21 protein-coding genes and 5 tRNA genes are annotated in these 23487 nt (G+C 47.6%); 18 read left to right on the plus strand and 8 right to left on the minus strand.

Translation table 11 applies throughout. The features are described 5' to 3' along the window. The first annotated feature begins 40 nt into the window (after window positions 1-40). Window positions 41-961 carry an N-acetylglucosamine kinase gene (locus ABN764_RS11080; protein WP_446671902.1) on the plus strand — a complete coding sequence of 307 codons (921 nt, stop codon included), beginning with the start codon at window positions 41-43 and terminating at the stop codon, window positions 959-961. A gap of 324 nt (window positions 962-1285) precedes the next feature. After that, window positions 1286-2764 carry a serine hydrolase gene (locus ABN764_RS11085; RefSeq protein WP_446671903.1) on the plus strand — a complete coding sequence of 493 codons (1479 nt, stop codon included), beginning with the start codon at window positions 1286-1288 and terminating at the stop codon, window positions 2762-2764. Between the two features lie 65 nt (window positions 2765-2829). Here ABN764_RS11085 and ABN764_RS11090 read toward each other — a convergent pair whose 3' ends face one another. Continuing rightward, the gene (locus tag ABN764_RS11090) at window positions 2830-3507 is read right to left on the minus strand and encodes a M50 family metallopeptidase (protein ID WP_446671978.1); all 678 of its coding nucleotides are present in this window, start codon (window positions 3505-3507) and stop codon (window positions 2830-2832) included. A 239-nt stretch (window positions 3508-3746) separates the two neighbouring features. On the opposite strand from ABN764_RS11090, the gene ABN764_RS11095 reads away from it, so the two are divergent. The 5 genes from ABN764_RS11095 (at window position 3747) to ABN764_RS11115 (ending at window position 9737) form a co-directional block, all read left to right on the plus strand. Then, window positions 3747-4919 carry a LolA family protein gene (locus tag ABN764_RS11095; protein WP_142545757.1) on the plus strand — a complete coding sequence of 391 codons (1173 nt, stop codon included), beginning with the start codon at window positions 3747-3749 and terminating at the stop codon, window positions 4917-4919. A 188-nt stretch (window positions 4920-5107) separates the two neighbouring features. Then, on the plus strand, window positions 5108-6346 hold the full coding sequence (gene alr, locus ABN764_RS11100; RefSeq protein WP_446671904.1) for an alanine racemase: 1239 nt from the start codon (window positions 5108-5110) through the stop codon (window positions 6344-6346). A gap of 262 nt (window positions 6347-6608) precedes the next feature. After that, complete coding sequence (locus ABN764_RS11105; protein WP_019422582.1) at window positions 6609-6890, plus strand: CopG family ribbon-helix-helix protein; 282 nt, start codon at window positions 6609-6611, stop codon at window positions 6888-6890. Between the two features lie 3 nt (window positions 6891-6893). After that, complete coding sequence (locus ABN764_RS11110; RefSeq protein WP_019422581.1) at window positions 6894-7244, plus strand: type II toxin-antitoxin system PemK/MazF family toxin; 351 nt, start codon at window positions 6894-6896, stop codon at window positions 7242-7244. 294 nt (window positions 7245-7538) lie between these two features. Then, on the plus strand, window positions 7539-9737 hold the full coding sequence (locus ABN764_RS11115) for a Tex family protein (RefSeq protein WP_446671979.1): 2199 nt from the start codon (window positions 7539-7541) through the stop codon (window positions 9735-9737). A gap of 240 nt (window positions 9738-9977) precedes the next feature. Here ABN764_RS11115 and cmpA read toward each other — a convergent pair whose 3' ends face one another. Continuing rightward, window positions 9978-10097: a cortex morphogenetic protein CmpA gene (cmpA, locus tag ABN764_RS11120; RefSeq protein WP_021254410.1), complete on the minus strand. Its 120-nt coding sequence runs from the start codon at window positions 10095-10097 to the stop codon at window positions 9978-9980. 273 nt (window positions 10098-10370) lie between these two features. Between cmpA and ABN764_RS11125 the strand changes: the two genes are divergently transcribed. The 9 genes from ABN764_RS11125 to ABN764_RS11165 all read left to right on the plus strand — a co-directional run bounded on the left by ABN764_RS11125 (window position 10371) and on the right by ABN764_RS11165 (window position 15417). Beyond that, on the plus strand, window positions 10371-10850 hold the full coding sequence (locus tag ABN764_RS11125; protein WP_446671905.1) for a SprT family protein: 480 nt from the start codon (window positions 10371-10373) through the stop codon (window positions 10848-10850). A 93-nt stretch (window positions 10851-10943) separates the two neighbouring features. Further along, complete coding sequence (locus ABN764_RS11130; protein WP_446671906.1) at window positions 10944-11759, plus strand: uroporphyrinogen-III synthase; 816 nt, start codon at window positions 10944-10946, stop codon at window positions 11757-11759. A gap of 75 nt (window positions 11760-11834) precedes the next feature. After that, a tRNA-Asn gene (locus tag ABN764_RS11135) sits at window positions 11835-11910 on the plus strand. Window positions 11911-11915: 5 nt separating this feature from the next. Next, a tRNA-Ser gene (locus ABN764_RS11140) sits at window positions 11916-12004 on the plus strand. A gap of 285 nt (window positions 12005-12289) precedes the next feature. After that, window positions 12290-13723: a magnesium transporter gene (mgtE, locus tag ABN764_RS11145; protein ID WP_446671907.1), complete on the plus strand. Its 1434-nt coding sequence runs from the start codon at window positions 12290-12292 to the stop codon at window positions 13721-13723. 197 nt (window positions 13724-13920) lie between these two features. Continuing rightward, window positions 13921-13995, plus strand: a tRNA-Glu gene (locus tag ABN764_RS11150). Between the two features lie 50 nt (window positions 13996-14045). Beyond that, window positions 14046-14121 (plus strand) — tRNA-Lys (locus tag ABN764_RS11155). A gap of 49 nt (window positions 14122-14170) precedes the next feature. Next, window positions 14171-14256 (plus strand) — tRNA-Leu (locus ABN764_RS11160). A gap of 438 nt (window positions 14257-14694) precedes the next feature. Next, window positions 14695-15417 carry a BclA C-terminal domain-containing protein gene (locus ABN764_RS11165; protein WP_446671908.1) on the plus strand — a complete coding sequence of 241 codons (723 nt, stop codon included), beginning with the start codon at window positions 14695-14697 and terminating at the stop codon, window positions 15415-15417. Between the two features lie 195 nt (window positions 15418-15612). Here ABN764_RS11165 and ABN764_RS11170 read toward each other — a convergent pair whose 3' ends face one another. From ABN764_RS11170 to ABN764_RS11195, 6 genes are all read right to left on the minus strand, one after another. After that, entirely contained in the window at window positions 15613-16482 is an 870-nt protein-coding gene (locus tag ABN764_RS11170) for a polysaccharide deacetylase family protein (RefSeq protein WP_446671909.1), read from the minus strand. An 89-nt stretch (window positions 16483-16571) separates the two neighbouring features. Beyond that, the gene (locus tag ABN764_RS11175; RefSeq protein ID WP_138187730.1) at window positions 16572-16790 is read right to left on the minus strand and encodes a hypothetical protein; all 219 of its coding nucleotides are present in this window, start codon (window positions 16788-16790) and stop codon (window positions 16572-16574) included. 94 nt (window positions 16791-16884) lie between these two features. Further along, window positions 16885-18063 (minus strand): hypothetical protein, encoded by a 1179-nt coding sequence (locus tag ABN764_RS11180; protein ID WP_446671910.1) that lies wholly within the window; start codon window positions 18061-18063, stop codon window positions 16885-16887. A gap of 63 nt (window positions 18064-18126) precedes the next feature. Then, the gene (locus ABN764_RS11185) at window positions 18127-18957 is read right to left on the minus strand and encodes a carbohydrate ABC transporter permease (protein WP_028531680.1); all 831 of its coding nucleotides are present in this window, start codon (window positions 18955-18957) and stop codon (window positions 18127-18129) included. Window positions 18958-18966: 9 nt separating this feature from the next. Further along, complete coding sequence (locus ABN764_RS11190) at window positions 18967-19914, minus strand: carbohydrate ABC transporter permease (RefSeq protein ID WP_021256400.1); 948 nt, start codon at window positions 19912-19914, stop codon at window positions 18967-18969. 136 nt (window positions 19915-20050) lie between these two features. Next, the gene (locus tag ABN764_RS11195; protein ID WP_021256399.1) at window positions 20051-21385 is read right to left on the minus strand and encodes an ABC transporter substrate-binding protein; all 1335 of its coding nucleotides are present in this window, start codon (window positions 21383-21385) and stop codon (window positions 20051-20053) included. A gap of 390 nt (window positions 21386-21775) precedes the next feature. Between ABN764_RS11195 and ABN764_RS11200 the strand changes: the two genes are divergently transcribed. Together ABN764_RS11200 and ABN764_RS11205 are read left to right on the plus strand one after the other, a co-directional pair. After that, window positions 21776-22096 carry a PadR family transcriptional regulator gene (locus ABN764_RS11200; protein WP_021256398.1) on the plus strand — a complete coding sequence of 107 codons (321 nt, stop codon included), beginning with the start codon at window positions 21776-21778 and terminating at the stop codon, window positions 22094-22096. Further along, on the plus strand, window positions 22093-23451 hold the full coding sequence (locus ABN764_RS11205; protein WP_446671911.1) for a DUF4097 family beta strand repeat-containing protein: 1359 nt from the start codon (window positions 22093-22095) through the stop codon (window positions 23449-23451). Before ABN764_RS11200 ends, ABN764_RS11205 begins: the two co-directional genes overlap by 4 nt. Window positions 23452-23487 lie beyond the last annotated feature (36 nt).

Consider the following 23487-nt stretch of genomic DNA (forward strand, 5'->3'; position numbering starts at 1 on the left):
AATCTTTCTTTACAAGGAAGATGAAGGATGTGAGCTTACGTTGACATACGTAGCGGGCTTAGACGGCGGCGGTACGAAGACGGCAGTAACGATAGCGGACGAACATGGAGCAGCCGTGCATACCTTCACATCTGGAGCCATTAATATCAATGGTCAGGATGAAGCGAGTGTGCGCGCAAGCTTGCAAGAAATATTTGAGACGATCGCCAGCGTATGCGGCGGGCTGGGCAACTGTGCGCAGGTGTGCATTGGTGCAGCCGGAGTCAGCAACCCGACGGTCGTAACACGGTTGGAATCCATTGTTCGCGATTGCGGATATGAAGGTGGGCTGATCATTACCGGCGATCAAGAGACAGCCTTGTACGGCGCCCATGATCGTGAATATGGCATCATTCTCATTGCTGGCACGGGCTCCATTTGTTATGGGAAAAATGAAGAGGGTCAGTCTCATCGCGCAGGCGGCTACGGCCATCTCATCGATGATGAGGGCAGTGGCTATAGCATCGGACGTGACTTGTTATCCATCGTAGTACGGGCACACGACGGACGCATACCTGCAACGCCGATTACAGATATGGTTATGGAACAGTTGGGGATTGAGTCTATGCAGCAATTGATTCGATTCGTATACGACAAGCAGACGAATAAGAAGGATATCGCAGCTCTTGCTCCGATATTATCGCAGGCATGTGAGCTTGGCGATTCTGCGGCTCTGGAGATTGCTCACAAGGCGGCAAGTTCTCTCTGTGAACTTATTATCCCGGTTGTAGAGAAGCTGTCTCTGCAGTCAGGAACGATTGCTATGGCAGGAAGCGTGCTGCTGAAGAACAGCAATGTGCGGGATGCCTTCATAGCCATGCTCAAGGAACACTATCCCAATATGGACTGCATTACACCGAAGAAAGATGCTGCGCATGGCGCAGTCATCATGGCATTAGCTAAGCTTGCAGCCTGCTCCTAGGAGGGCGAGCTTATTAGAAAAAGTACACTAGCATTCGTTACTAAATCGCGGTGACACGTATCTCTTTCTCCTGAGGAGAGGGTATGAATAACCGCGATTTTTGTATGTTGAAGAAAATTATGAAATGAATACTCAGTTGTTCTAAAAGATCCATTGATTATGTAGTGAGAGAATCATCGTTCGCTATCAATGGGTTATTCTGGATAATATTTGCTGTGAGTAATGGGTGCGCATCAACAATAGGTAGTAGAGGAGCTTGTCAGCGCGTCTGGAGGCAAGATGCTAGACGACGCCACATTGATTCAATAGAGGAGTGCCAACTCAATGGTTCATACGACAAAGGATGCTCAGTACGTATTGGAAGGCTTGCATACTCTCGTCAAAAAGCAATTGGAAATGTGGAACGTCCCAGGCTTAGCACTCGCCATTGTGAAGGATGGAGAGATCATTATGGCAGAAGGATTCGGTTATCGGGATGTGGAACGCAAGCTACCTGTTACACCAAATACGATGTTTGCCATTGGCTCCTGTACGAAAGCATTTACAGCAATGGTAGCCGCTCAGCTTGTAGATGATGAGAAGCTTGAATGGGATACACCTGTGCGCACGTATCTCCCCGACTTTGATATGTACGATTCGATGGCAGCGGAGCGAATTACGCTGCGAGACATGTTGTGTCATCGTACCGGTTTGCCGCGGCATGATAATATGTGGTACGGCTCTATCTTGACTCGCGAGGAGATAATCAAGCGAATCAAATACCTCGAGCCTAATGTCGATTTCAGGTCAACTTGGCAGTATAACAATATTATGTATACGGCTGCTGGATATTTAGCAGGGCATGTAGCGGAGTGTAATTGGGAACAACTTGTTCAAGAGCGAATATTCAATCCGCTGGAAATGAAGGAGAGCGGCTTTTCCGTGAATGAGTTGAAGCTGCATGATAATGCGGGAGTTCCCTACATCGAACAGGAGGGGCAGCTTCGAGAAGTTGAGTATCGTAATTTCGATGCGATTGGGCCTGCTGGTTCTATTAATAGTACAGTCATGGACATGAGTAATTGGTTGATTGCTCATCTTGAAAAAGGAACGTTCAAAGGGAAGCAAATTATTTCAGAGAGGAATCTTGCGATCTTACATTCCCCGCAAATGTCTTGCCCACCAATGATAAATGGAAGGCGAGAATTTCCACTAAGCAGTTATGGTTTAGGTTGGGGATTCGAATCATATCGTGGATACCGCATGCTTCAGCATGGGGGTGGCATCGACGGATTTACTTCGCACATCTCTTTCCTACCCGATGAAAGGATCGGCATTGTTCTGCTGACGAACAGACAAGGTACCATGCTTCCTACATCTTTAGCATTGACTGTCTATGATAGGCTTTTGAATCTTGATCCTATTGAATGGTGCGAACAACTCCGTGAGGATATTCACAAATGGGAAGCACAACGAAAACAAATGGCAGCCGAAAACGCTGCATCAAGAGGAGAGGCCGTGTTGGTTTCTTCAACTACACTCCAGAGGTATGAAGGACACTATGATCATCCGGGATATGGAATCGTAAAGGTTCAAGTCGTGGAGAATGGACTTCAGGCTGATTTTCATTTAGGCTGTTTTCGAATGAGTCAGACTGGGGAGCATGTATTCACGATACATTCAGAAATGTTGGGGGTAACAGCGAATATAAAATTTGTTGCCGATGAAGAAGGAAATGTGATTCAGCTAAGTGCCCCACTCAATATAGAACCCGGTGCAAAAGATATTACATTCAGGCGAACAAAAAACTCATCGATTACATAAACGAAGGAGCTGTCCGACATGGGTGAAACCCATCATGCTGGACAGCTCCTATCTTATTGGAATGTTTACCGATTCCCTCTACGAGTGCCATGGAATAAGATGCCCATTGATATTCTTGCACACCATAGCGATATAGCGGTAAACAGCAGCGCCCACACGATGGCTGGAATATAGGTAACATGACTGAGATTGGCAGCATCTCCTGCCCCACGTGGCATGTTCATGGACAAGTAGACAAGATATGCGGAACTTATGACCGATTCCACGAGACAAATGAACGCAATTAGTAAATAGTAACCGCTCCGAAGCCACGGAGGTGCGAACTTCCAGATGAGGCCTGTCAGTACGACGAAGCCAGCGCACCACATCATCCCGTAACCATTACGGACAAATAGAATCAAGCTGATGAGCGCTAAGGACGCGATAGCGATCAGTCCAGCGGCTTCTTGCTTGCGAGCATACAAATAGAACAGCAGTACAGCAAATAATGAAGCGCCGATGTATCCAGCAAGGGAGATCGGAATGGCCTTCCACGTCGACGTATAGGCAGAATAAGTAACGCCGCTCTGATTACTGAATAAATGAATGTACATCACTTTGCCTGAGAGTACTAGGGTCATAAGGGCATGAGACAGCTCGTGAATTAACGTATCCACATTGCGAAAGAAGCTTGAGAACGGGATGAACCGCGTCAAGCAAGCGGTAGCTACAATAAATAAGATAACTTTTGTCCAAGATCGTATGTCAATCACTACTCCCTGAATCTGCAATCGATCCAATGATATTCTTATCTTGATTCCCTCTCATGATATTCGACGCTAATTTGTGTATTCCTTGAACCGGAGGGTGTAAATTTCACAAAGATAACTTGTCACGCTTGTCATGCTAGTCTGCATAATCGTCCAAGTTCCTACATAGACATGTTATCAGTGATGAGGAGTACACCGAATCGAAGAATATTGATGTCAGAGGGGATGATCTCATGCGTCGGATCACATGGGTGTTGGCCATCGTGATGAGCGTAGCAATCCTAGTAGCTGGATGCGGCAAAAAGGATGCGACCGCGGTGGTTCAAGATCTGGACAAGGTAATGAGTAAACTGGAAAGCTATGCAGGCATCGGCACGATGACACTGCACTCGGGTCAACAGCCGCTTGAATACCGGGTTGAGGTATGGTATCAGAACCCGTCGTACTACCGGATTGAGCTAAAGAATGAGAAGAAGGATATTACGCAAATTGTGCTTCGCAACAAGGAAGGCGTCTTCGTCCTGACACCAAGCTTGAATAAAATCTTCCGCTTCCAGAGTGATTGGCCAGAGAACCAAGGCCAAGTGTACTTGTATCAAACGTTAGTACGCAGCATCCTATCTGACAATGCTCGCCAGTTCACAGCAGATGGTGAAGACTATGTATTTGAAGTGGCGGCTAATTATCAGACTGACTCTTTGGTTCGTCAGAAAATATGGTTAAACAAGGATAGCTATGCACCGAAGCAAGTACAAGTGAGTGATTCAGATTCCAAGGTCATTGTGGAAATGAAGTTCAATCAATTCGACTTCGGCAAGAAGTTCGAGCAGGATTCCTTCGATATGCAGCGCAATATGACGAGCATGAAGAACGCCGCGCTTCCAAACACGACTGTCGAGGTAAATAAGCTTCCAACAGGCGAAACGAAGGAAACGAATGCTCAAGTTGACAATTCTGAGCATCCAGACAGCACAGAGCCATCATCGGGTACGACAGAAGGAACAGGTTCGGAGACAACAGGCTCTGATGCTGGAGCAAATGATCGCAGCAATGATGAAGCTGAGCTTGGGCCATTTGGAATTATTGAGCCATCCTACTTGCCAGAGGGGGTAGCGAAGAAGGATGAGCCGGCAATTCCAGACAGCAAGGAGCATGCTGTAGTGATTCGCTATACAGGAACGTATAACTTCACCCTTATGGAATCTCGTCCGAAGGATATGGAGACAGGGCTGCCAATTGGGGAAGGCTTGAATCTTGGCTTCACGGTCGGACAGTTGTCGGGCGAGGAACAAAAGGCGCTCACATGGATGTATGATGGCGTTAAATATCGCATCGTCAGCGCAGACCTCCCGACCGCTGAAATGGTGAAGATTGCACAATCATTAGTCGACCAGCCAGGGAAATAAGATAGAGTATCTGACTTACGCGGTCCGTATTCATGTACATGGAATTCGGGCCGCGTTTATGCATATCTCAAGTGAGGAAACGGATGATTCTGACTAGCTATGCGGTTATTTCCTTAGAAAAGGGTGGTAATCACGGTCTCCGTTGGTTGACAGTCTTCCTGACGGCAAGTAACATAGGATACTGACGATTGAACGGGAGAGACGAGGAGACGGAGAAGGTGGTTGACTTGGATACTTATTTTCGCCCGACGCGCGCAGAGATTTCATTAGATGCATTGCGCCGGAACTTGCAAGCATTTCGCAGCACAATGCCAGCTTCGACGAAGCTAAGTGTATGTGTAAAGGCAAATGCATATGGACATGGTGCGATCGAAGTGTCTCGCGCCGCAGAACAATTTGGTGTTGATTATTTGAATGTAGCGTTCTTGGAGGAAGCGATCCAACTTCGCCACGCAGGCATCCATACGCCAATATTGATACTCGGATATACGCCGCCAGAAGCAATAGAAGCGGCATTTCGATATGATATTACATTGAATATATTTTCAGAAGAATGCGTGCAGGCGCTGGAGCAGCAGGCTTCTCAATGGTCTGCTAATCACGCCGGTCGCATATTGAAGGTTCACGTCAAGATTGATTCGGGTATGGGGCGCCTTGGGATTCGCAGTCCAGAGGATGCGGTACGTACGATTAACCGGTTAAAAGCGATTCAAGGAGTCGAGGTAGAGGGACTATTCACTCACTTCGCGACAGCAGATGAGACGGATAAGTCGTATGCGCAAGTACAGCGTGATCGTTTCCTGACGGTTGTTGATGTCCTGAAGGAACACGGGATTACGATCCCGATCGTCCATACCAGCAACAGTGCGGCCGCGATTGACATGCCGAGTTGGGGCGATCAGATGGTGCGTGTTGGCATCAGTCTGTATGGACTGTATCCATCCGCGGAAGTCAATCAGCAGAGCATTGCACTGGAGCCGGTTCTTAGCTTAAAGAGTGCGGTTAGCCACAGCAAGCCGCTTCCTGCGAATGAGGGCGTTAGTTATGGGGTCAATTACCATACAGGAGATGGTGAATGGATAGCTACGATGCCGGTAGGCTACGCAGACGGCTATTCACGTTTGCTGCAGCGTAAAGCCTCGATGCTCATTCGAGGGCAACGTGTACCGGTAGTGGGGAATATTTGTATGGATCAGTGCATGCTGTCATTGCTGCCATTAGGTGAGGCTGCTAGCGCTATTGGAGCAGGTGAGGAAGTTGTGCTCATTGGCCGTCAAGGCGAGGGATGCATTACAGCAGCCGAGGTAGCAGCATGGTTAGGCACGATACATTATGAGGTCACATGCATGATCTCGAATCGTGTACCGCGCGTATACATCGACAACGGGCAAGTCGTAAAGGTGTCGAATCCGCTCCTGCTTGGATAAATAATGCAGGTTGCAGTGCCGCGTATCCAATAATTCGGCATTTGGAACCATTTACCGCGAAACTTTTTGCGGAACTTGAAGGATTTTGGTGTCCCAAGGGCGAATGAAATGGAGAGGCTCAGTGGGGATGTTGTTGAGACGAACTTGTTGGTGATGCAACATACTTCGTCTGCATTGGGCATATATATTCTTTTGTATAAATTTTCTACGGAATCGACATAATGGTAACTAGGCAGGAAAGGTTTTGGGGGTGCGAGGACAGGTGGCAAATATTCAGAACACCAAACGGATCATGATCAGCTTGCCCGACCAATTATTACAAGAAGTGGACGGCATCGTCGCTATGGAGAAATCCAATCGGAGTGAATTTATCCGACAAGCGATGAAATTATATTTGAACGAGCGCAAGAAACGGCACATTCGTGAATCGATGCAGCGTGGCTATATGGAAATGGCTAAAATCAATCTCACAATGGCATCGGAGGCTTTTTATGCGGAAGAAGATGCGGATGGCACTCTCGGCCGTTTGGTTAGCGGGGTGTAAACATTGATTGTGAAGCGCGGCGACGTATTTTTTGCGGATTTATCGCCCGTCGTTGGTTCGGAACAGGGAGGGGTTCGACCTGTCCTCGTCATACAGAACGATATTGGCAACCGATTCAGTCCAACGGTGATCGTTGCGGCGATTACAGCCCAGATCCAGAAGGCGAAATTGCCGACCCATGTCGAAATCGATGCGGAAACCCACGGCTTTGATCGTGATTCGGTCATATTGCTGGAACAGATTCGTACGATCGATAAGCAGCGTTTGACGGATAAGATAACGCACTTGGATGAGGAAACGATGCGCAAGGTTGATGAAGGCTTGCAAATTAGTGTGGGCTTGATCGACTTCTAGATACGATATTGAGAATGAGAAGAACGGGGATTGCCTCGTTCTTTTTTGCTATGAGCAGAAATAGGGATACAGCTATATCCCTCTGTGAATCGGATCATAACGATTTGTGACCTTTGCGCTGGAAAATAAGGCTCAATTTTGCGAAAATAGAGAGAGCATAATGATCAGGCATCAATCTAAGAAACCGTAAATGCCGGACAAATGCCGGCGATACCTAATATCTCGAATTCTTCGATGAGGGTTCGGGTTGCAGAGAGGATGTAACGAATGGCAGGACAAGAATCCGTTATCGATATGACAGCATTGGAACCCTTGCTAGAACAGATGGCTGCGGAACAGCCAAAACGACTGCGCAAGCAGCTTATAAGCGAATTATCACTGAATCCGAAGCAGGTAGATGCAACTATCAGCTTATTGGATGAGGGCAATACGATTCCATTTATCGCGCGATATCGTAAGGAAATGACTGGAGAGTTGGATGAGAACCAGTTGCGCGCACTCGAAGAGCGGCTTGCTTATGTACGCGGGCTGGAGGATCGCAAACGTGAGGTGCTTCGTCTGATTGCGGAGCAGGGAAAGCTGACAGCGGATCTGCAGCAAGCAGTTGTAGGAGCTTCGAAGCTGCAAGAGGTAGAGGATTTGTACCGTCCCTATCGCCAGAAGAGGAAAACGCGGGCAAGCGTGGCGAAGGAGCGGGGGCTTGAGCCGCTGGCGAACTGGATCCTGACGTTCCCGAAGCAAGGCAGCGCGCTAGCGGAAGCTGCTTCATATGTGAATGAAGAAGCGGGCGTTGCTACCGCTGAGGATGCGGTGCAGGGTGCGCTTGATATTATAGCGGAGATGGTGGGCGATGAGCCTGCTATACGTGCCTGGGTTCGTAAGTTTACATTTGATCAGGGCATAATTCGTACCGAAGCGAAGGACAAAGAGCAGGAATCGGTATATGAGATGTACTATGCGTACACGGAACCGGTTCGCAGGCTGCCTTCTCACCGGATATTGGCGATTAACCGCGGTGAGCGTGAGGACATTCTGAAAGTTGCGTTAGATGTGCCTGTGGAACAGGTACATGCTTATATGGAGCGGAAAGTGATCCAACGCGACTCTGTCGTCACTTCCTTACTGAAGGCGACGATTGAAGATGCATATAAGCGACTAATTGCACCGTCGATTGAGCGGGATGTACGCAATGAGCTAACTGACAAGGCTGAGGAGCAAGCAATCCAAGTGTTCGCACAGAACTTGCGAAGTCTTCTATTACAGCCGCCAGTAAAGGGGAAGACCGTATTAGGTGTCGACCCCGCTTTCCGGACAGGCTGCAAGCTGTGCGTGGTCGATGATACAGGCAAGCTGCTGGAAGTAGCAGTAACGTATCCAACAGCCCCTCACCATAAGGTGGCAGAGGCTGAGCAGACGTTCAGCAGACTCGCAGACAAGTACGGGGTTGAGTTGGTCGTAATCGGCAACGGAACCGCTTCTCGCGAGACCGAGCAATTTGTTGCAGATTGGTTGAAGTCCCGTCCAGGCGGTGGAGCTGGCATCCAATATGTAATTGTCAATGAGGCTGGCGCTAGTGTCTATTCGGCTTCTAAGCTAGCACAAGAGGAGTTTCCTTCTCTGGATGTTGCAGAGCGCAGTGCAGTATCGATTGCTCGTCGAATGCAGGATCCATTAGCGGAGTTGGTTAAAATTGAACCTAAGGCTATTGGAGTTGGCCAGTATCAGCATGATGTGGCTCCTAAGCGGCTGGAGGAGAGCTTGGGCGCCGTTGTGGAATCGGCAGTTAACCATGTTGGTGTAGATTTGAACACGGCTTCTCCGTCCTTGTTGTCTTATGTATCAGGCATCAATGCAACCTTGGCTAAGAACATCGTGAAGTACAGGGAAGAGAACGGGAAATTTACGGTTCGCAAGCAGCTGCAGAAGGTGCCGCGTCTGGGGCCGAAGGCATTTGAGCAATGTGTAGGATTTCTCCGTATTCCAGATGGAGATCTTCCTCTTGATAAGACGCCGATTCACCCAGAGTCGTATGGAGTTGTAGATCGGCTGTTCGCGCTCATGGGACTTCGTACGGAGGATATTGGGACAGCTGCGTTAACACAGGCACTGAGCGGGGCGAATCTAAATGAGCTGGCTGAGAAGTTAGAGGTAGGTACACCTACACTGAGGGATATTATCGACAGCTTGCTGCGTCCGGGTCGCGACCCGCGCGAGGAGTTGGCGCCGCCTATTTTCCGTACAGATGTCCTCCAAATTGAGGACTTGAAACCTGGTATGGAGCTGAAGGGAACGGTTCGTAACGTTATTGACTTCGGTGCATTTGTTGATATCGGCATTAAGAATGACGGCCTCGTGCATATTTCTCAGCTTAGCGACCGTTTTGTGAAGCATCCGCTTGATGTTGTCTCTGTTGGTGATAATGTAACGGTATGGGTACTGCAAGTGGATATGAAGAAGGGGCGGGTCGGTCTTACCATGAAGGCTCCGAAGTAATAGAGGGGTAAGCGATAGAACGAAAGCATTAAAACCGTATATGTAATACATGCAATCGTAAATTATGAAACATGACGGTAGCATATTGCAGCATGACGAAAATCCCCCGATGAGGAAGTCGGACGGTCTCACACCTTGTTAGGAGACGCCGTTCGTTTAATCGGGGGTTTTTCCCTATATACGATGATGATCTAAGGCCTGACTTTCTGCTTGTGCATGTTGCGCAGCGTACGGAGCCATTTACGTATGCGCACGCGGCTTCGAACGGTAAAAAAACCAACACTCATTTAATAGCTTAATTTGACGGCGATCCTTCTTATTGAAGGCGCGCATTAGCTGATTGCATAACCATTGCGGCATGAGTATCCCTCCTTCGGCGGGGACGAGAGAATCGTCGTTGTAACGCTATCATATGGGCGTTGGCCGCATTTGGTGCAGGTCCGCAATCGTCTCTGCAGGTATCTTTGCAAGCATTTCTGCAAGCATCTCTGCCTGTATCTCAAAGGAATTTATGCTTCATTCTTGTTGTTGTAGGGAACAACCTTTCCCGCTACAATGTAGGCATACCCCGAAAGCAACTCGAACAGGATTAGAAACAGCAGTCTGAGACGAAGAGGCGAAAGGGGGATGAAGATGTCAGATGAACAGCTGCAAGCATGGATCGAATATGTTTCGCTCCGTGATTTCGGGAAGCCTTTTCGGCATAAGGCACGTTATAATTCGCGGCTGAAGTCAACAGGAGGACGCTACTTGCTGCGCTCGCATGATATTGAAATCAATCCGAAGCAGCTGGAGCAGAATGGCCTGGAAGAAGTCGAACGTATTATTAAGCATGAGCTCTGTCATTACCATCTGCACTTGGAAGGGAAAGGGTACAAGCATCGGGATGCAGATTTCAGACAGCTGCTGCAAGCAGTTGGAGGATCTAGATATTGCAAATCGCTGCCGGATGTTGCCCGCACCCGTCAAATGCCTTATCGATACCGCTTGGTATGTGTACAGTGCGGACAAGCTTATATGCGCAAACGGAAGGTGGATGTTCGTAAGTATGTATGTGGTCGTTGTCACGGAAAATTGAAGATGCTGCTAATGACCGAGCAGGTGGAGAAATAATGAACTGCCGTACGTACAGCAATAATGTTCATCGTACAGCATTACTCGTACTCGTAGTGAACCAATTAAACGATAGCTGAGGGAGGTCTTGTCATGCCGAAATGTGAGGGGAAGGTTATTGCAATTACAGGTCCACGCAAAGCTGAGGAGATGTCATTGCTTGTTGCGAAGCAGGGAGGAATACCGCTTGTAAGGCCAACTCAAGGGACGATGTTCGAGCATTTTGACCATCTGGCTGCGGAAGTGGACAAGGTAATAGACGCACCTGTGCAGTGGGCTGTCTGGACGACAGGAATAGGGCTTGAGAAGCTGCTGGAGGCGGCGCGTGAAGCGGGGAGAGAAGAGGCACTGCTAGTGAAGCTGAAGCAGATACGGCATGCAGCACGAGGCTACAAAACCGTTAATGCATTGAAGCGGCTTGGGATCGTCCCGGATATTCGAGATGGTGACGGCTCAACGCTTGGTCTGGTAAGGGCTATGGCATCTTATGATGCTGAACAATGGCGCGGCTCATTAGTTGCGCTGCAATTGCATGGGGATCCAGCCCCAACCCTGAACGCATTTCTTGCTGATGCAGGTGCGCAATCTATAGAGCTGATGCCTTACCGGCATACTCCGCCCGATGAGGCCGTACTGGAGCAGTTCACTTCAGAGCTGTTGTCGGGACAGATAGATGCAGTTGCCGTAACGGCTGCTCCACAACTTCGATTCCTATTTGCTTATGCGAAGGAAAGAGGAATGGCGGATAAGCTGCTCCAGATCTTCCAAGAGCGAACACTGCTTGCGGTGGTGGGCAAAGTTACAGCTGCAGCGGCGATAGATGAAGGGATAAAGCGGATGTTAGTTCCAGATGAGGAGCGAATGGGGGCGTTAATCGTTGCCTTGTCTCGCTGGTTTGAAGCGAACTGATTGTCTGCTATTGTACTTTATTTTTTGAAAAGTGTTGACACTCTATCGGATTCATGATAAATTAGTACTTGTCATTCCCTGATAGCTCAGTTGGTAGAGCACTCGACTGTTAATCGAGTTGTCACAGGTTCGAGTCCTGTTCGGGGAGCCATTTATGGAGAGGTACCCAAGAGGCCGAAGGGGGCGCTTTGCTAAAGCGTTAGGGTGTAACAGCCGCGAGGGTTCGAATCCCTCTCTCTCCGCCACAATGGTACAGACAAGATCCCGCAAGGGATTTTTTTGTTGTTATATACATATTGCAAATTGCATCATCGCCGAAATGGATAAAGCAAGGGTAACTGTGAGAGATCGCGGTTATTCCTTGCTTTTTTTCATACACTATGAAGGCATTCTGTGTGAACAGATGATGGTCATTCTGTTTCGCCAATTGTTCAGTGCGTTTAATGAGTGTAATGGTGGGTTTCAAATACCGGCTTGAAGTAGCAGCGGAGTACACCATATACGGATTGTTATCCGTGGGGGGTGAGGTAATGGGAAGTAAACGTGATAAGCAGAAGCAAGCATGGAACGAGAAAAAGATAACGAAAGCAGACTCGAACAAGGATAAGGACACGGTATCGTACGATACTGATGAGATCATAGATGAGGCAGAACTCATTTTGCAGGGTTCTGTTGATGAAGTGAAGTATGCGCTCCGCTATTGGCATCCTTATGATTTAGCGGTCGTATATCGGCATGTGAATTTGTCGCAGCGCTCTCGGCTGCTTGAGGTGCTGGAAGTAGGTCAGCTAACGGAGATGATCCGTGAGTTGAATCCGGATCTTCAATTGGAATCTTTCCAGATGCTTGGCCGCAATCGTGCGGCAGAAGTATTGAACCGGATGGACAATGACGACTTGGCTGATATGATGGCAGCGGTTAGTGTGGAAGAGAAGGAGTTCTTGCTTTCGCTCATGGAGCGGGAGGAGAGCGACACAGTACGCCGCTTGATGACTTATGAACCGGAGACCGCGGGCGGATTGATGACAAACCGCTATGTCTGGTTCTATGAGCGTTACACCGTGCGGGAAGCAGTTGAGAAGGTGAAGGCGTTCGCTGAGATGACGAAGAACGTCCACTATCTGTATGTAGTCAATGAACAGAAGCGGCTGGTCGGTACGTTGACTTACCGTGAATTGGTGCTGGCTCCGGAGACGGATACCATCCAATCGCTTATGAATGAGAAGGTCATTTCCGTCACCGTCGATACAGATCAAGAGGAAGTGGCACGCCTATTTGAACAATATGATTTCTTGTCCATGCCTGTTGTTGATCCAGATGACAAGCTTCTAGGGATCGTAACCGTTGATGATGTCATTGACGTCTTGCGGGAAGAAGCGCATGAGGACATTAATAAGTTGTCGGCAACGGACAAGACGATTGACTTTCGAACGAACCCTTTCACAGCCGCCCGCAGACGTTTGCCATGGTTGATTATGCTTCTGTTCCTTGGGCTTGTGTCGGGAAGCATTATTAGTTGGTTTGAGGGGACGCTGCAGCAGGTTGTTGCGCTGACCTTCTTCATGCCCATGATTGCAGGGATGACAGGAAACACAGGCACGCAGTCACTTGCTGTGGTAATACGAGGACTTGCGTCAGAGCATTTAGACAAGGGAACAGTTACGAGGCTCCTGTGGCGAGAATTGTTCGTAGGTCTGATCATCGGTACGGTGTGCGGTACCGCGGTTGCCCTTGTAGCGGGGATATGGCAGGGAAGCTTAGCGCTGGGGCTCGTAGTGGGCTGCTCTCTATTCCTGACGGTTATCATCGGTACAATGGCGGGTACAGCAATTCCTATCTTGCTGTATAAGCTTAACGCCGACCCAGCTGTAGCATCAGGGCCACTTATTACAACATTGAATGATATCTTCTCGCTGACGGTTTATTTCGGTACAGCCACCTTGTTCCTGTCGTATTTAATTTGAGGATGCGGGCATATTATAAGAGCAATTAACCATGCCAAAATTGGTGCAGAGAATAGCTGTCGAACAGGGTGAAAACAGTTCATAAATATGGTAAAAAAGTTTTTTTAAAAAAAGGCTTGTCAACGGTCGTATCGTTTGATATACTCTTAATTGTCGCCGAGAGGTGATGAGAAAGAAGTAAGAAACGACAACGATATGGCCCGTTGGTCAAGGGGTTAAGACACCTCCCTTTCACGGAGGTAACAGGGGTTCGAATCCCCTACGGGTCACCACTTCAATCCTTGTTGGAGTGACATGGCGAACAGCAATGTTCTTGCACCATGAGCCATTAGCTCAGTTGGTAGAGCACCTGACTTTTAATCAGGGTGTCGAAGGTTCGAGTCCTTCATGGCTCACCAGTTTTATTCCTCGGTTGAGATGTCAATAGACATCCTTCCCAAAATACGTGCGGTAGTGGTGGAATGGCAGACACGCTATCTTGAGGGGGTAGTGGGCGTACGCCCGTGGAGGTTCGAGTCCTCTCTACCGCACCAAATTAACTATGACAACTCCTTGCGCAGCAAGGAGTTTTTTAGTGTTTTCAATCATGTTCGGCTGACGTTTCATTACATACGATTATTTTTTGGTTTAGGGACGAGAGCCGTGATAAATGCTCAAAACTACTAGATGTGTATATAAGCGAATAAATCTGTTTACCATAAGAGTCGTTGAGAATATAGAATCTCGCGGCTCTTATTTATGTTATGGTGAACGCTGATCGATCGGACTATTGAAAATGCCAAGGTTGATAGTAAGTTAACTGAAGTGATGGAGAAGGACGTACTACAAGTAATGAGAGTGTAAATCTATTTGTTTTGGATATAAGCCAAGTCATATTGAGTGAGACTTCAATACTATGGAATATGTACGAACTAATAGAGTAGCTCTCTTAGAGATGATAAGCTGATGGCGGTTCGAAAAGGAGTTTGTTTATGGACAATCATTATCGTTTTCTAAACGGTCATCCATTTTTATCATGGCTTGCAAAGGCATCCGGGATCATTGTACCTGTGTGGCCTAAGGGAGAAACAGGTGCTACAGGAGCAACTGGAGCGACTGGATCAACCGGATCAACTGGTCAGAACGGCGTCACAGGGAGAACAGGCTCTACCGGAGTCACAGGGTTAACGGGAACTACAGGCGTAACGGGATCGACAGGTGTAACGGGTTCTACGGGTGCAACGGGGATTACTGGCTCTAACGGAGCCACCGGGGCAACTGGAGCAACTGGAACTACAGGGACGAGCACTACCGCGACATCCTCGTATGCTGCCAATACTACCGGAGCATCAATCGCGGTCGTCGTGCTAGGTACGCTCGTTCCGCTCCCAAGCGACCAGAACATTGGATCTGGAATAAGCGTGAATGGCTCGAGCAATACTTTTACCGTATCTACGGCGGGAAGATATTACATCTCGTATCAGCTTAATTTAACCGCTGGCTTGTTGCTGGGATCTAGACTGCTTATCAACGGAGTAGCCAATGTAGCCTCTACGATAACACCTGTTCTCACGTTATCCACCTTTAACAATGACGTCATTCTAACATTGGCTGCGAACACAACAATATCGCTCCAAATGTTTGGACTTCTAGGAACAGCTACGCTTATTAACAATGCTGCTGGTGCGGCTCTAACCATCATTCACTTAGGCTAGAAATACAACTAGAAACGGAGCGGTAATCGGTATGCAATCTGACTACGAAAAGAGCTGTTGAGGACGGGATCTCACGGCTCTTTTTGCGTTATTCCTGTGATGAGTCTTCGCACCACTGAAATCTATTCTTGTTCTTATCCGTAATAGGACCACACGACAGGCATTTCTGTACCGGTTGCTAGACGTCTTTACGGGCTATTCCCGATATGCCGGCTTGCCTAGCAGCTTATCTAATGTCACCATCTCAATGCCTTGTCGATTTAGCTCCTCAATGATGTGTGGGAGCGCCTTGACAGTACCGTTTAAGTCATGATCTTTACCGCCGGCAGCATGCTGGAGCACGATAGCACCAGGAGTCAGGTGAGACATAATGTTGGCTTCAATTTGCTCTGCGGTGAGCCCTTTCCAATCTAGGGAATCAACATTCCAGTTCACGATCAGCATGTGTTGTGAGGCAAGCCATTTAATTTGCTCTTCACTTATATTGCCGTAAGGCGGTCGAATGAAGTTGATCGTACGTCCCGCAGCAGCTCGCAGAATATTCTGTGTGCGAAGAATCTCATTATGGAAGGCCTCATTAGAGAGCTTCGGCAGATTCGGATGATCATAGGAATGATTGCCGACGATATGGCCTTCTTCTAGGATGCGCATCATGATCTCTGGATATTTCTCCGCCCGATTGCCGACAACGAAGAATGTTGCCTTAACCCCATAGTTACGCAGCACATCAAGAACCTGCGGGGTAAAGTGGTTGTCGGGAACATCATCGAATGTCAGGGCAACCCTCTTTTCGTCAGATGGGCCCTGCATGATGAAGTGGGAGCGGTATTTCCTGCGCAGTTCAGATAAGGTGAGCGGCTTAGGGCTCCGTACATCGCTCTCATTGCCGCCGACGAAGGAAGGAGCTTCCTTCGTTGCGACACGTGCTTGCCGTTGTTGAATCGAATATCCTTCATGTGATTTTTGGGCGGAAGGGGATTGAGGGGACGTGCTTGTCGTGCTGCAACCCGATGCATATATGCTTAGCATGGTACATAATCCGAGCAGAATTGGTCGTGTAATCATTGGTGGAACCTCCTGAACCGATGCTCATCAAATCAAGTATGTACATAGGGTTCGAAGGAAGGTCGTAAATTATCCATCCGACACGGATTTTATTCGTATAGCGCATCCTTTAATTTGGTAGACATATGGTTGTGACCACCATTTTGTTTCCTTGCGGAACTCAGTGCTTTGCGTAGGCGATCATTCTCTGCTTGAAGTTCCTTAATTTCTTCAACCATCTCTTTGATTAAAGGGGAGCAGTCCTTGTTATGTGCTTCAATAAGTGCTGCTGCTCTATGCTGCAAATCCTGCCATTGCTGTTCATTCATCATCATAAGACTCCTATTCCATAGCGTACATTTTCTATCTATTCATTATAAGGCAAAAAGAAAGAGCCGTCACATGACGACTCTGCGAGATAATTTATTTATTTTTCCACATTTGCTCGACTTGCTTCATATCCAGGATGTGCACACGATCCATTGCATAGCTTCCTGTCATTGCAATCCCTTCAGAGGCAGACTCATAATTGATATATAAGGAATCATCAGCAACAGTTATTTCTTCAGCCATTGGAGGTCCGTCAAGTATCAGCTTAAGCTCAGCTTTATCCAGGAACCATAGCGGAACTTCCTTGTTGCTAATCGTTACCTTCTGGTGAGGCGCTTGCCCACGAGGATCGGTGAAGAACAGCATCGTGCTATTGCTGTTACGACCATAGGAATCACTCAATACCCAGTGGCCATTCCAGAAAGATACCCCTTGAATTCGATTCGGAATCGAGAGGAGCTGCTCAGGTACCAGCTTGTCGCCGGATTTTTTCAATTGCACAGGCAATCCGATATTTGGATCTACCGAGAATCCCTCAATCCAAGCACGATATTGGTCGCCATCGCGGTTAGTCATATGATGGGAAGTATCTGTTGGATAGCTTGTGCCGTGCGCAAATTCGCCGACCCATAGCTTGCCGTCCTCGAAGGAGATGAAGGATGCGTTCGTATTGACCTTGAATTGTCCGTCGAAAATAAGCTGTCCGCCATCTTCTGTCTGCTTAATTTTATCAATCGATACATATCTGGCCTTGCTGCCGGAAGCAACGAACACATAACCATTCGTAATGGCAACACCGCCGGCGTGACCCGTGTACGGATCTTCTACAGCATCATACAGTTCGAAGGACTTCAGCAGCTGACCAGTTTTGGCATCCATAATCGCGATAACGCTGACGCCGACATCACGGTAGCCTGACATAACAAGCCATCCCTGTTCCGCGGAGTAGGCAAGGCCCTGCGGGATAACAAGCTCGTGCAGACCAGGAATAATAGGTCCATCCTGTGCAATGTTGAGCAGCGGCTTGAACTCGTTCTTGTCAATGCGAAGCTTCGGATTCACCTCTTGTTGCGTCAGTTTGCCAGCAGCCACTGTCGCAGCCGCACTTGGAGTTGTGTTGGATCCTTGTGTGACTGGTGCAGCAGCTTGATTCAAGCCTGCCGGCTCTTCCTCACCATTGGCACAGGCAACGGCAGATGACAAGAGAATAGTGGAGAGCAGCAGTGCTTGAACACTTTTTCGGCAACGTGAAGAAGTAGACTGAGAACTCATTACATAGCCTCCTTAGTAGATGAGATGGTACATAGATAAGAGCAGCTGCATGCAGCTGTCAAATTATTTAAAAGTTGAATTCGCGAGTGCTGAGACGATATGCTTCTGTGCAAAAGCAAACACAATGACGATCGGCAGAATAACCATCACACTTGCAGCGCTAAGCAAATGGAAGGTAAGTGCTTCGTCGCCTGCTACTGCATCGCGCATCATCGCAACCGCAACCGTCAACACACGCATGCTGTCCGAGTTCGTCATAATAAGCGGCCAGAAGTACGAGTTCCAGCTGCCGATAAAGGTGAGCACGATCAGTGTCGCAATCGTCGGCATCGCCATCGGAACGAGAATGCGATACAGCTGATGGAACCGGCCAGCACCGTCGACTCGAGCAGCCTCCAGCACATCATTGTTAAGCGACTTGAAAGCTTGACGAAGCAGGAAGATGCCGTAAGCAGACGCACCATGCGGAACGATCAATGCCAAGAAAGTGTTGAGCCAGCCAATCTTGGACATCATCACATATACAGGAACGAAGGTTACTTGTTCCGGAACGATCAACGCAGCAAGCACGAGAACGAACCATTTATCGCGTCCCCAGAAATTTCCCTTCGCGAAGGCGAAGGCAGCCCAGATGGCAACATTAATCTGCAGAATCATAATCCCAAGCGTCTGCACGGCTGTATTGAAGAAATAACGGCCGAACGGTGAAGCCTGGAATGCATCAATATAGTTCTGGAAGCGGAACGATTCTGGCCAGAAGGATGGAATCGCGAGCCGCAGCTCGAACGGTGTTTTTAAAGAAGTGACAACGAGCCAATAGGTTGGAAAGAACATCACTAATGTAATGAGGATGGCTGCTGCCAACCGGATGGATGAAAATAAGGATTTTGACATCCGCTAAGCCTACCCTTCGTAATGAACTCTTTTTTTCGATATCCACAGCTGGATTACGGTTAAGGCGATAATAATGATGAAGAAAATAACGACCAGTGCAGATGCGCGGCCTGTCCGGAACTCGGAGAAGGCCATCTGATAGATCCAGAACACCATCGCCTTCGTTGCATTCAGCGGTCCGCCGTTCGTCATAATATTGATCGACTGGAATACTTGCATCGATCCGATGAAGTTTGTAATAACAAGGAACAACGTCATTGGAGACAGCAATGGGATCGTAATATTGCAGAATTGGTTCCAGCGAGAAGCGCCATCGATGCTAGAAGCCTCATAGTATTCAACTGGGATGCTGCGCAAGCCGGCAATGAACAGCAGCATTGCGAAGCCGACGCCTTTCCATAGGGATACTGTAATAAGAGCGCCGAGCGCCGTGTTCGGATTCGTCATCCAGTTGATCTTATCGAATCCTGCCAAGTCCAATAGGTAGTTGGCAAGGCCGTATTCACCGTTAAATATCCACAAGAAAATCATGGCTGCGACGACCATAGAGATGTAGTATGGCATGAAGATGATCGAACGCAAGAAATTATAAAACTTGGATTTAGAGTTGAATAAAAGTGCGAGTAGAAGCCCAATAACAATCGTAAAGAACACGTCGAAAATCGTGTATTTGAACGTAATCGTAAGTACCTTCCAGAAGTCTTCACTGGATAACAGCTTCGTATAGTTATCCGCCCCGATAAATTTCATCACTGGCCGCGACATATTCCAGTTCGTTGTACTAATGAAGATCGAGAATACCAGTGGAACATACGTAAAAATAAGCAGGAACAACAGTGCCGGCAGCGCGAAGCTGAAATCCTTCAACTTCTCGGAGAAGCGGTACCATGACCAAGGCCGCTTGTACTTCACAGCTTCTGCCGGCGTATCATTCGAAATTCCGGAATTACCATTCATCTGTTTAATCGCCCTCTCCTTTAGAACAATGATAAAGAAAGGTCAAGCCAAAGCCGCATGCCCTGTTCCCGTGTGGTATATAGGGGAGACGACCTTGCTTGACCACAGATGTACACACGCAATTGTTAGTTGCTATCTAGTTGCTATCTTCGAGTACCTTGTTAATTTCCACAGCTGCTTCCTTCATCAATTTCACTGGGTCGCCTTTTTCAAGAACCATCTTGCCCATTGCTTCGATGTAGAGGTTGCTGAACTCAGGGTACAATGGATGCTGCATGCGCGCTTGCACTTGGTCGAAGTTGTCAAGCACGGCTTTGTATTGTGGCCAACGCTGCATGTACGCTTTGCCTTCTTCTGTATCGATGGCCGACTTGTGTGTAGGGAGGTAGCCTACTTTTTCTGCCCACTTCAAATTGTTCTCTTTGCCTGTCATGAATTGAATGAACTTCCAAGCTGCTTCTTTTTGATTGTCCTTAGCACCTTTCATCATGACGATGCCAGCGCCGCCGATGTTGGAGATGCGTGTTTTGTCACCCGGCAAGAAGGAAACGCCAACTTCGAACTTCGCATTTTCCACGTATGTTTTGATCATTGCGGAAGTGTGCTCAACCATACCAATTTTGCCTTCCAGGAACATTTGACGCATTGTGCCAGAAGCACCTTTGCCGTAACCGATGTGCATGTTGCCTTCATCAACCCAACGCTTGAAGTTCTCGATGTAGCGCAGGCTTTCAGGTGTATCGATTGCTGCTTTTGTCATGTCTTCGTTCAGAACAGAACCGCCGCCGTTAATCATCCAAGGATCGTAGTACCAGTTATCCCAGCCTGGAACGGAAAATGCATAGCGAACTGTTTTTCCGTCTTTCTTCTCTGTAACTTTCTTATTGTAGTCTTCGATTTCTGCCCAAGTTTGCGGAGGCTGAACGCCGAGCTTATCAAGCAATGTTTTGTTGTAGACCATAACACTCGTACTTACGATTAGCGGGAATCCAAATTGACGGCCTTCATACGCATATGCCTTAAGCATGCCTTCCGAGAAGTCGGAAGTATCAACCTTGTCGCGCTCTACATAAGGTGTCAAATCTTCGAAAATACCATCACGAGAGAAGATAGGCAAGGAAGATACTTCAACGTTCGTTACCGCTGGAACATCGCCGGCAGCTACAGCCGCAAGCAGCTTCTTATGTAGGTCTTCATATCCGCCCTGGTATACAGGCTCGACAGTAATGTAAGGATATTTCTTCTGGAACTCCCCGATCATATAGTTCAAGCCCTCAGTCTGAGCTTCTGCATGGGAGTGCCAATATTGAATTTTAACAGGTGTCTTATCTTCCTCCTTCACAGCAGGCGCGCTTGCACCTGATTCACTGCTTTGGCCTTCTCCAGAAGATGAACCGCTCGAACAACCAATAACGGATATAAATAGTAGAGAGATGACAGTGAGCAGGGTAAACCAGCGTTTTGCTTTCATAATTACACTCCTTAGTAGAATTAAAATAACAGGTTCCCATAGTGATACATCTTGTTAGCTAACTAATCCAAATCTTTAGCGAAATTCGTCGAATCTGTGCACATGCCTCATTGTAAATGCCAATATTAAACATAGCGTTAAGCAGAAGATAAGGAATTGTAAATAATTTCATTGCTTGTTTATGGGAACCTTGTGGCAAAAGCTTATCTCATCTTATGTGAATGCGTTTTCAATCATTACTATAGAAACTCATGATTTCGTAAATTTCTATTAAAGCTAAATCGCTTTAATTATTAATAGATTGTGTATGAAAAGGTATCTTGCAATACACAGTAGTGAATGATACAATGTAGGAAATTACCAATGACAAGGGAAGGTGGTGGAGATGTCGTGAATGTTCAATTTAAAAAGGGAGTTCTGGAGCTGTGTGTACTTGTACTTACCTATGAACAAGATCGATACGGGTATGAGCTTGTTCATCGCATCTCAGAGAAGTTCCAGGTCGCAGAGGGAACGATGTATCCACTGCTTCGCAGATTGACACAGGAAGGGTATTTTTCAACTTATTTGAAGGAGTCACCGGAGGGGCCTCCGCGCAAGTATTACAAGCTGACGGATACGGGCAAGACCTACATGCATGAAATGCTGAAGGAATGGAGTCTATTCTCCAAAGGTGTAGATGAGATGATTAAGGAGGTAATGTCAAAATGAGCATGCAGAAGTTAGAATTTCTCGTAAGATTGGAACGGGAGCTGGGGGAGATTCCTTCGGCTGAGCGTGCGGAGATCATGACGGACTTTGAGGCTCACTTCCAAGATGCGATGCAGACTGGCAAGACCGAAGAGGATATTCTAAATGCACTGGGCAGTGTACAGACCATTGCAAGCGAAATTCTTGAACAGCATCGTCAGCAGGCTTCACTAGAGGGACAGACTGAGGGGGATACACGTTCTAATGGTGAAGGAGAACGCAGTGATGGATATTCAGTAAGTGAAGAAACGTATGCTGAGGAATCGTCTCACACATTCTCTGCTTCTTCCTTTAGTCAAGAAGATCGCAGTCAATCGAATTTGTGTATTCACACACTCCGCATACATACTAGTGAGGTGGATGTCGCCATTGAATCATATGAAGGAGACCGGATCGGCTATCGTATCGAGTCGGATGAGCCAGAGAAGTTCGATATTCGTGATTATATAGACGGAGATACGTATACAATATCGGCTCGAATGAGATACGATGCGAAGCGCTTTTTCTCCTTTATCAATTTACGGTATGGCGACCAGAAGTTATATATCCGTGTGCCTAGCAGCTACCAAGGAGACATTCAAGTGGTGTCTGAATCAGGAGATATTGACATGCAGCATGTTCGTGCAGACCAATTACAAATGGAATTGTCATCAGGAGATGGAGTGATTCGGCAAGGGTCATTTCAGGATGTACGAATAACAAGCAAATCCGGAGATATCCGTATGGAATATAGCTCGGCCGAACGGATAAGTATGGAGGCATCTTCAGGTGACGTGGACGTCAGCCGCATTAACACGCATACAATGGCAGTTAGGACATCATCCGGAGATGTAGAAATTGAGCAGCTTCATGCTGAAGAGCTGCGTGCAGAAGTCACGTCAGGTGATCTTAGTCTCATCGACGGTGTCGGACTTAATTGGTACTTGTCCTCTTCTTCAGGAGATATTGAAGCAGAGCGAATTCGAGCTAATATGGATATCGTTAGCCACTCTGGAGAAGTTGAAATCGACGAATTGAACGGAGCACTCTTGTTGAAGTCGAGTAGCGGGGACGTGGAGTGCACATTTGGTCGTGATATTGGCCCTTCGGTGATTGAAAGTAAATCCGGGGATATCGACGTTCGAATTTCATCGTGGGCGGCGAATGTTCAGATTGAGGCGATGGCAGATCACGGAGACTTGTCCGTGAAGCTTCCGCAAGTACGGACAGAGACGGAACGTAGGGATTACTACCGCGGAAGTATTGGAGTGGATGGACCTGTAGTTCGGATTGCATCAGTAAGTGGCGATATCGAGCTTCGGGAGACAAGAGCCTGACAGATATAGGTGCGCACCATTTCAAAGTTTATTTTT

This window comes from Paenibacillus wuxiensis (assembly GCF_040195695.1).
Lineage (GTDB): Bacteria > Bacillota > Bacilli > Paenibacillales > Paenibacillaceae > Paenibacillus_B > Paenibacillus_B suaedae.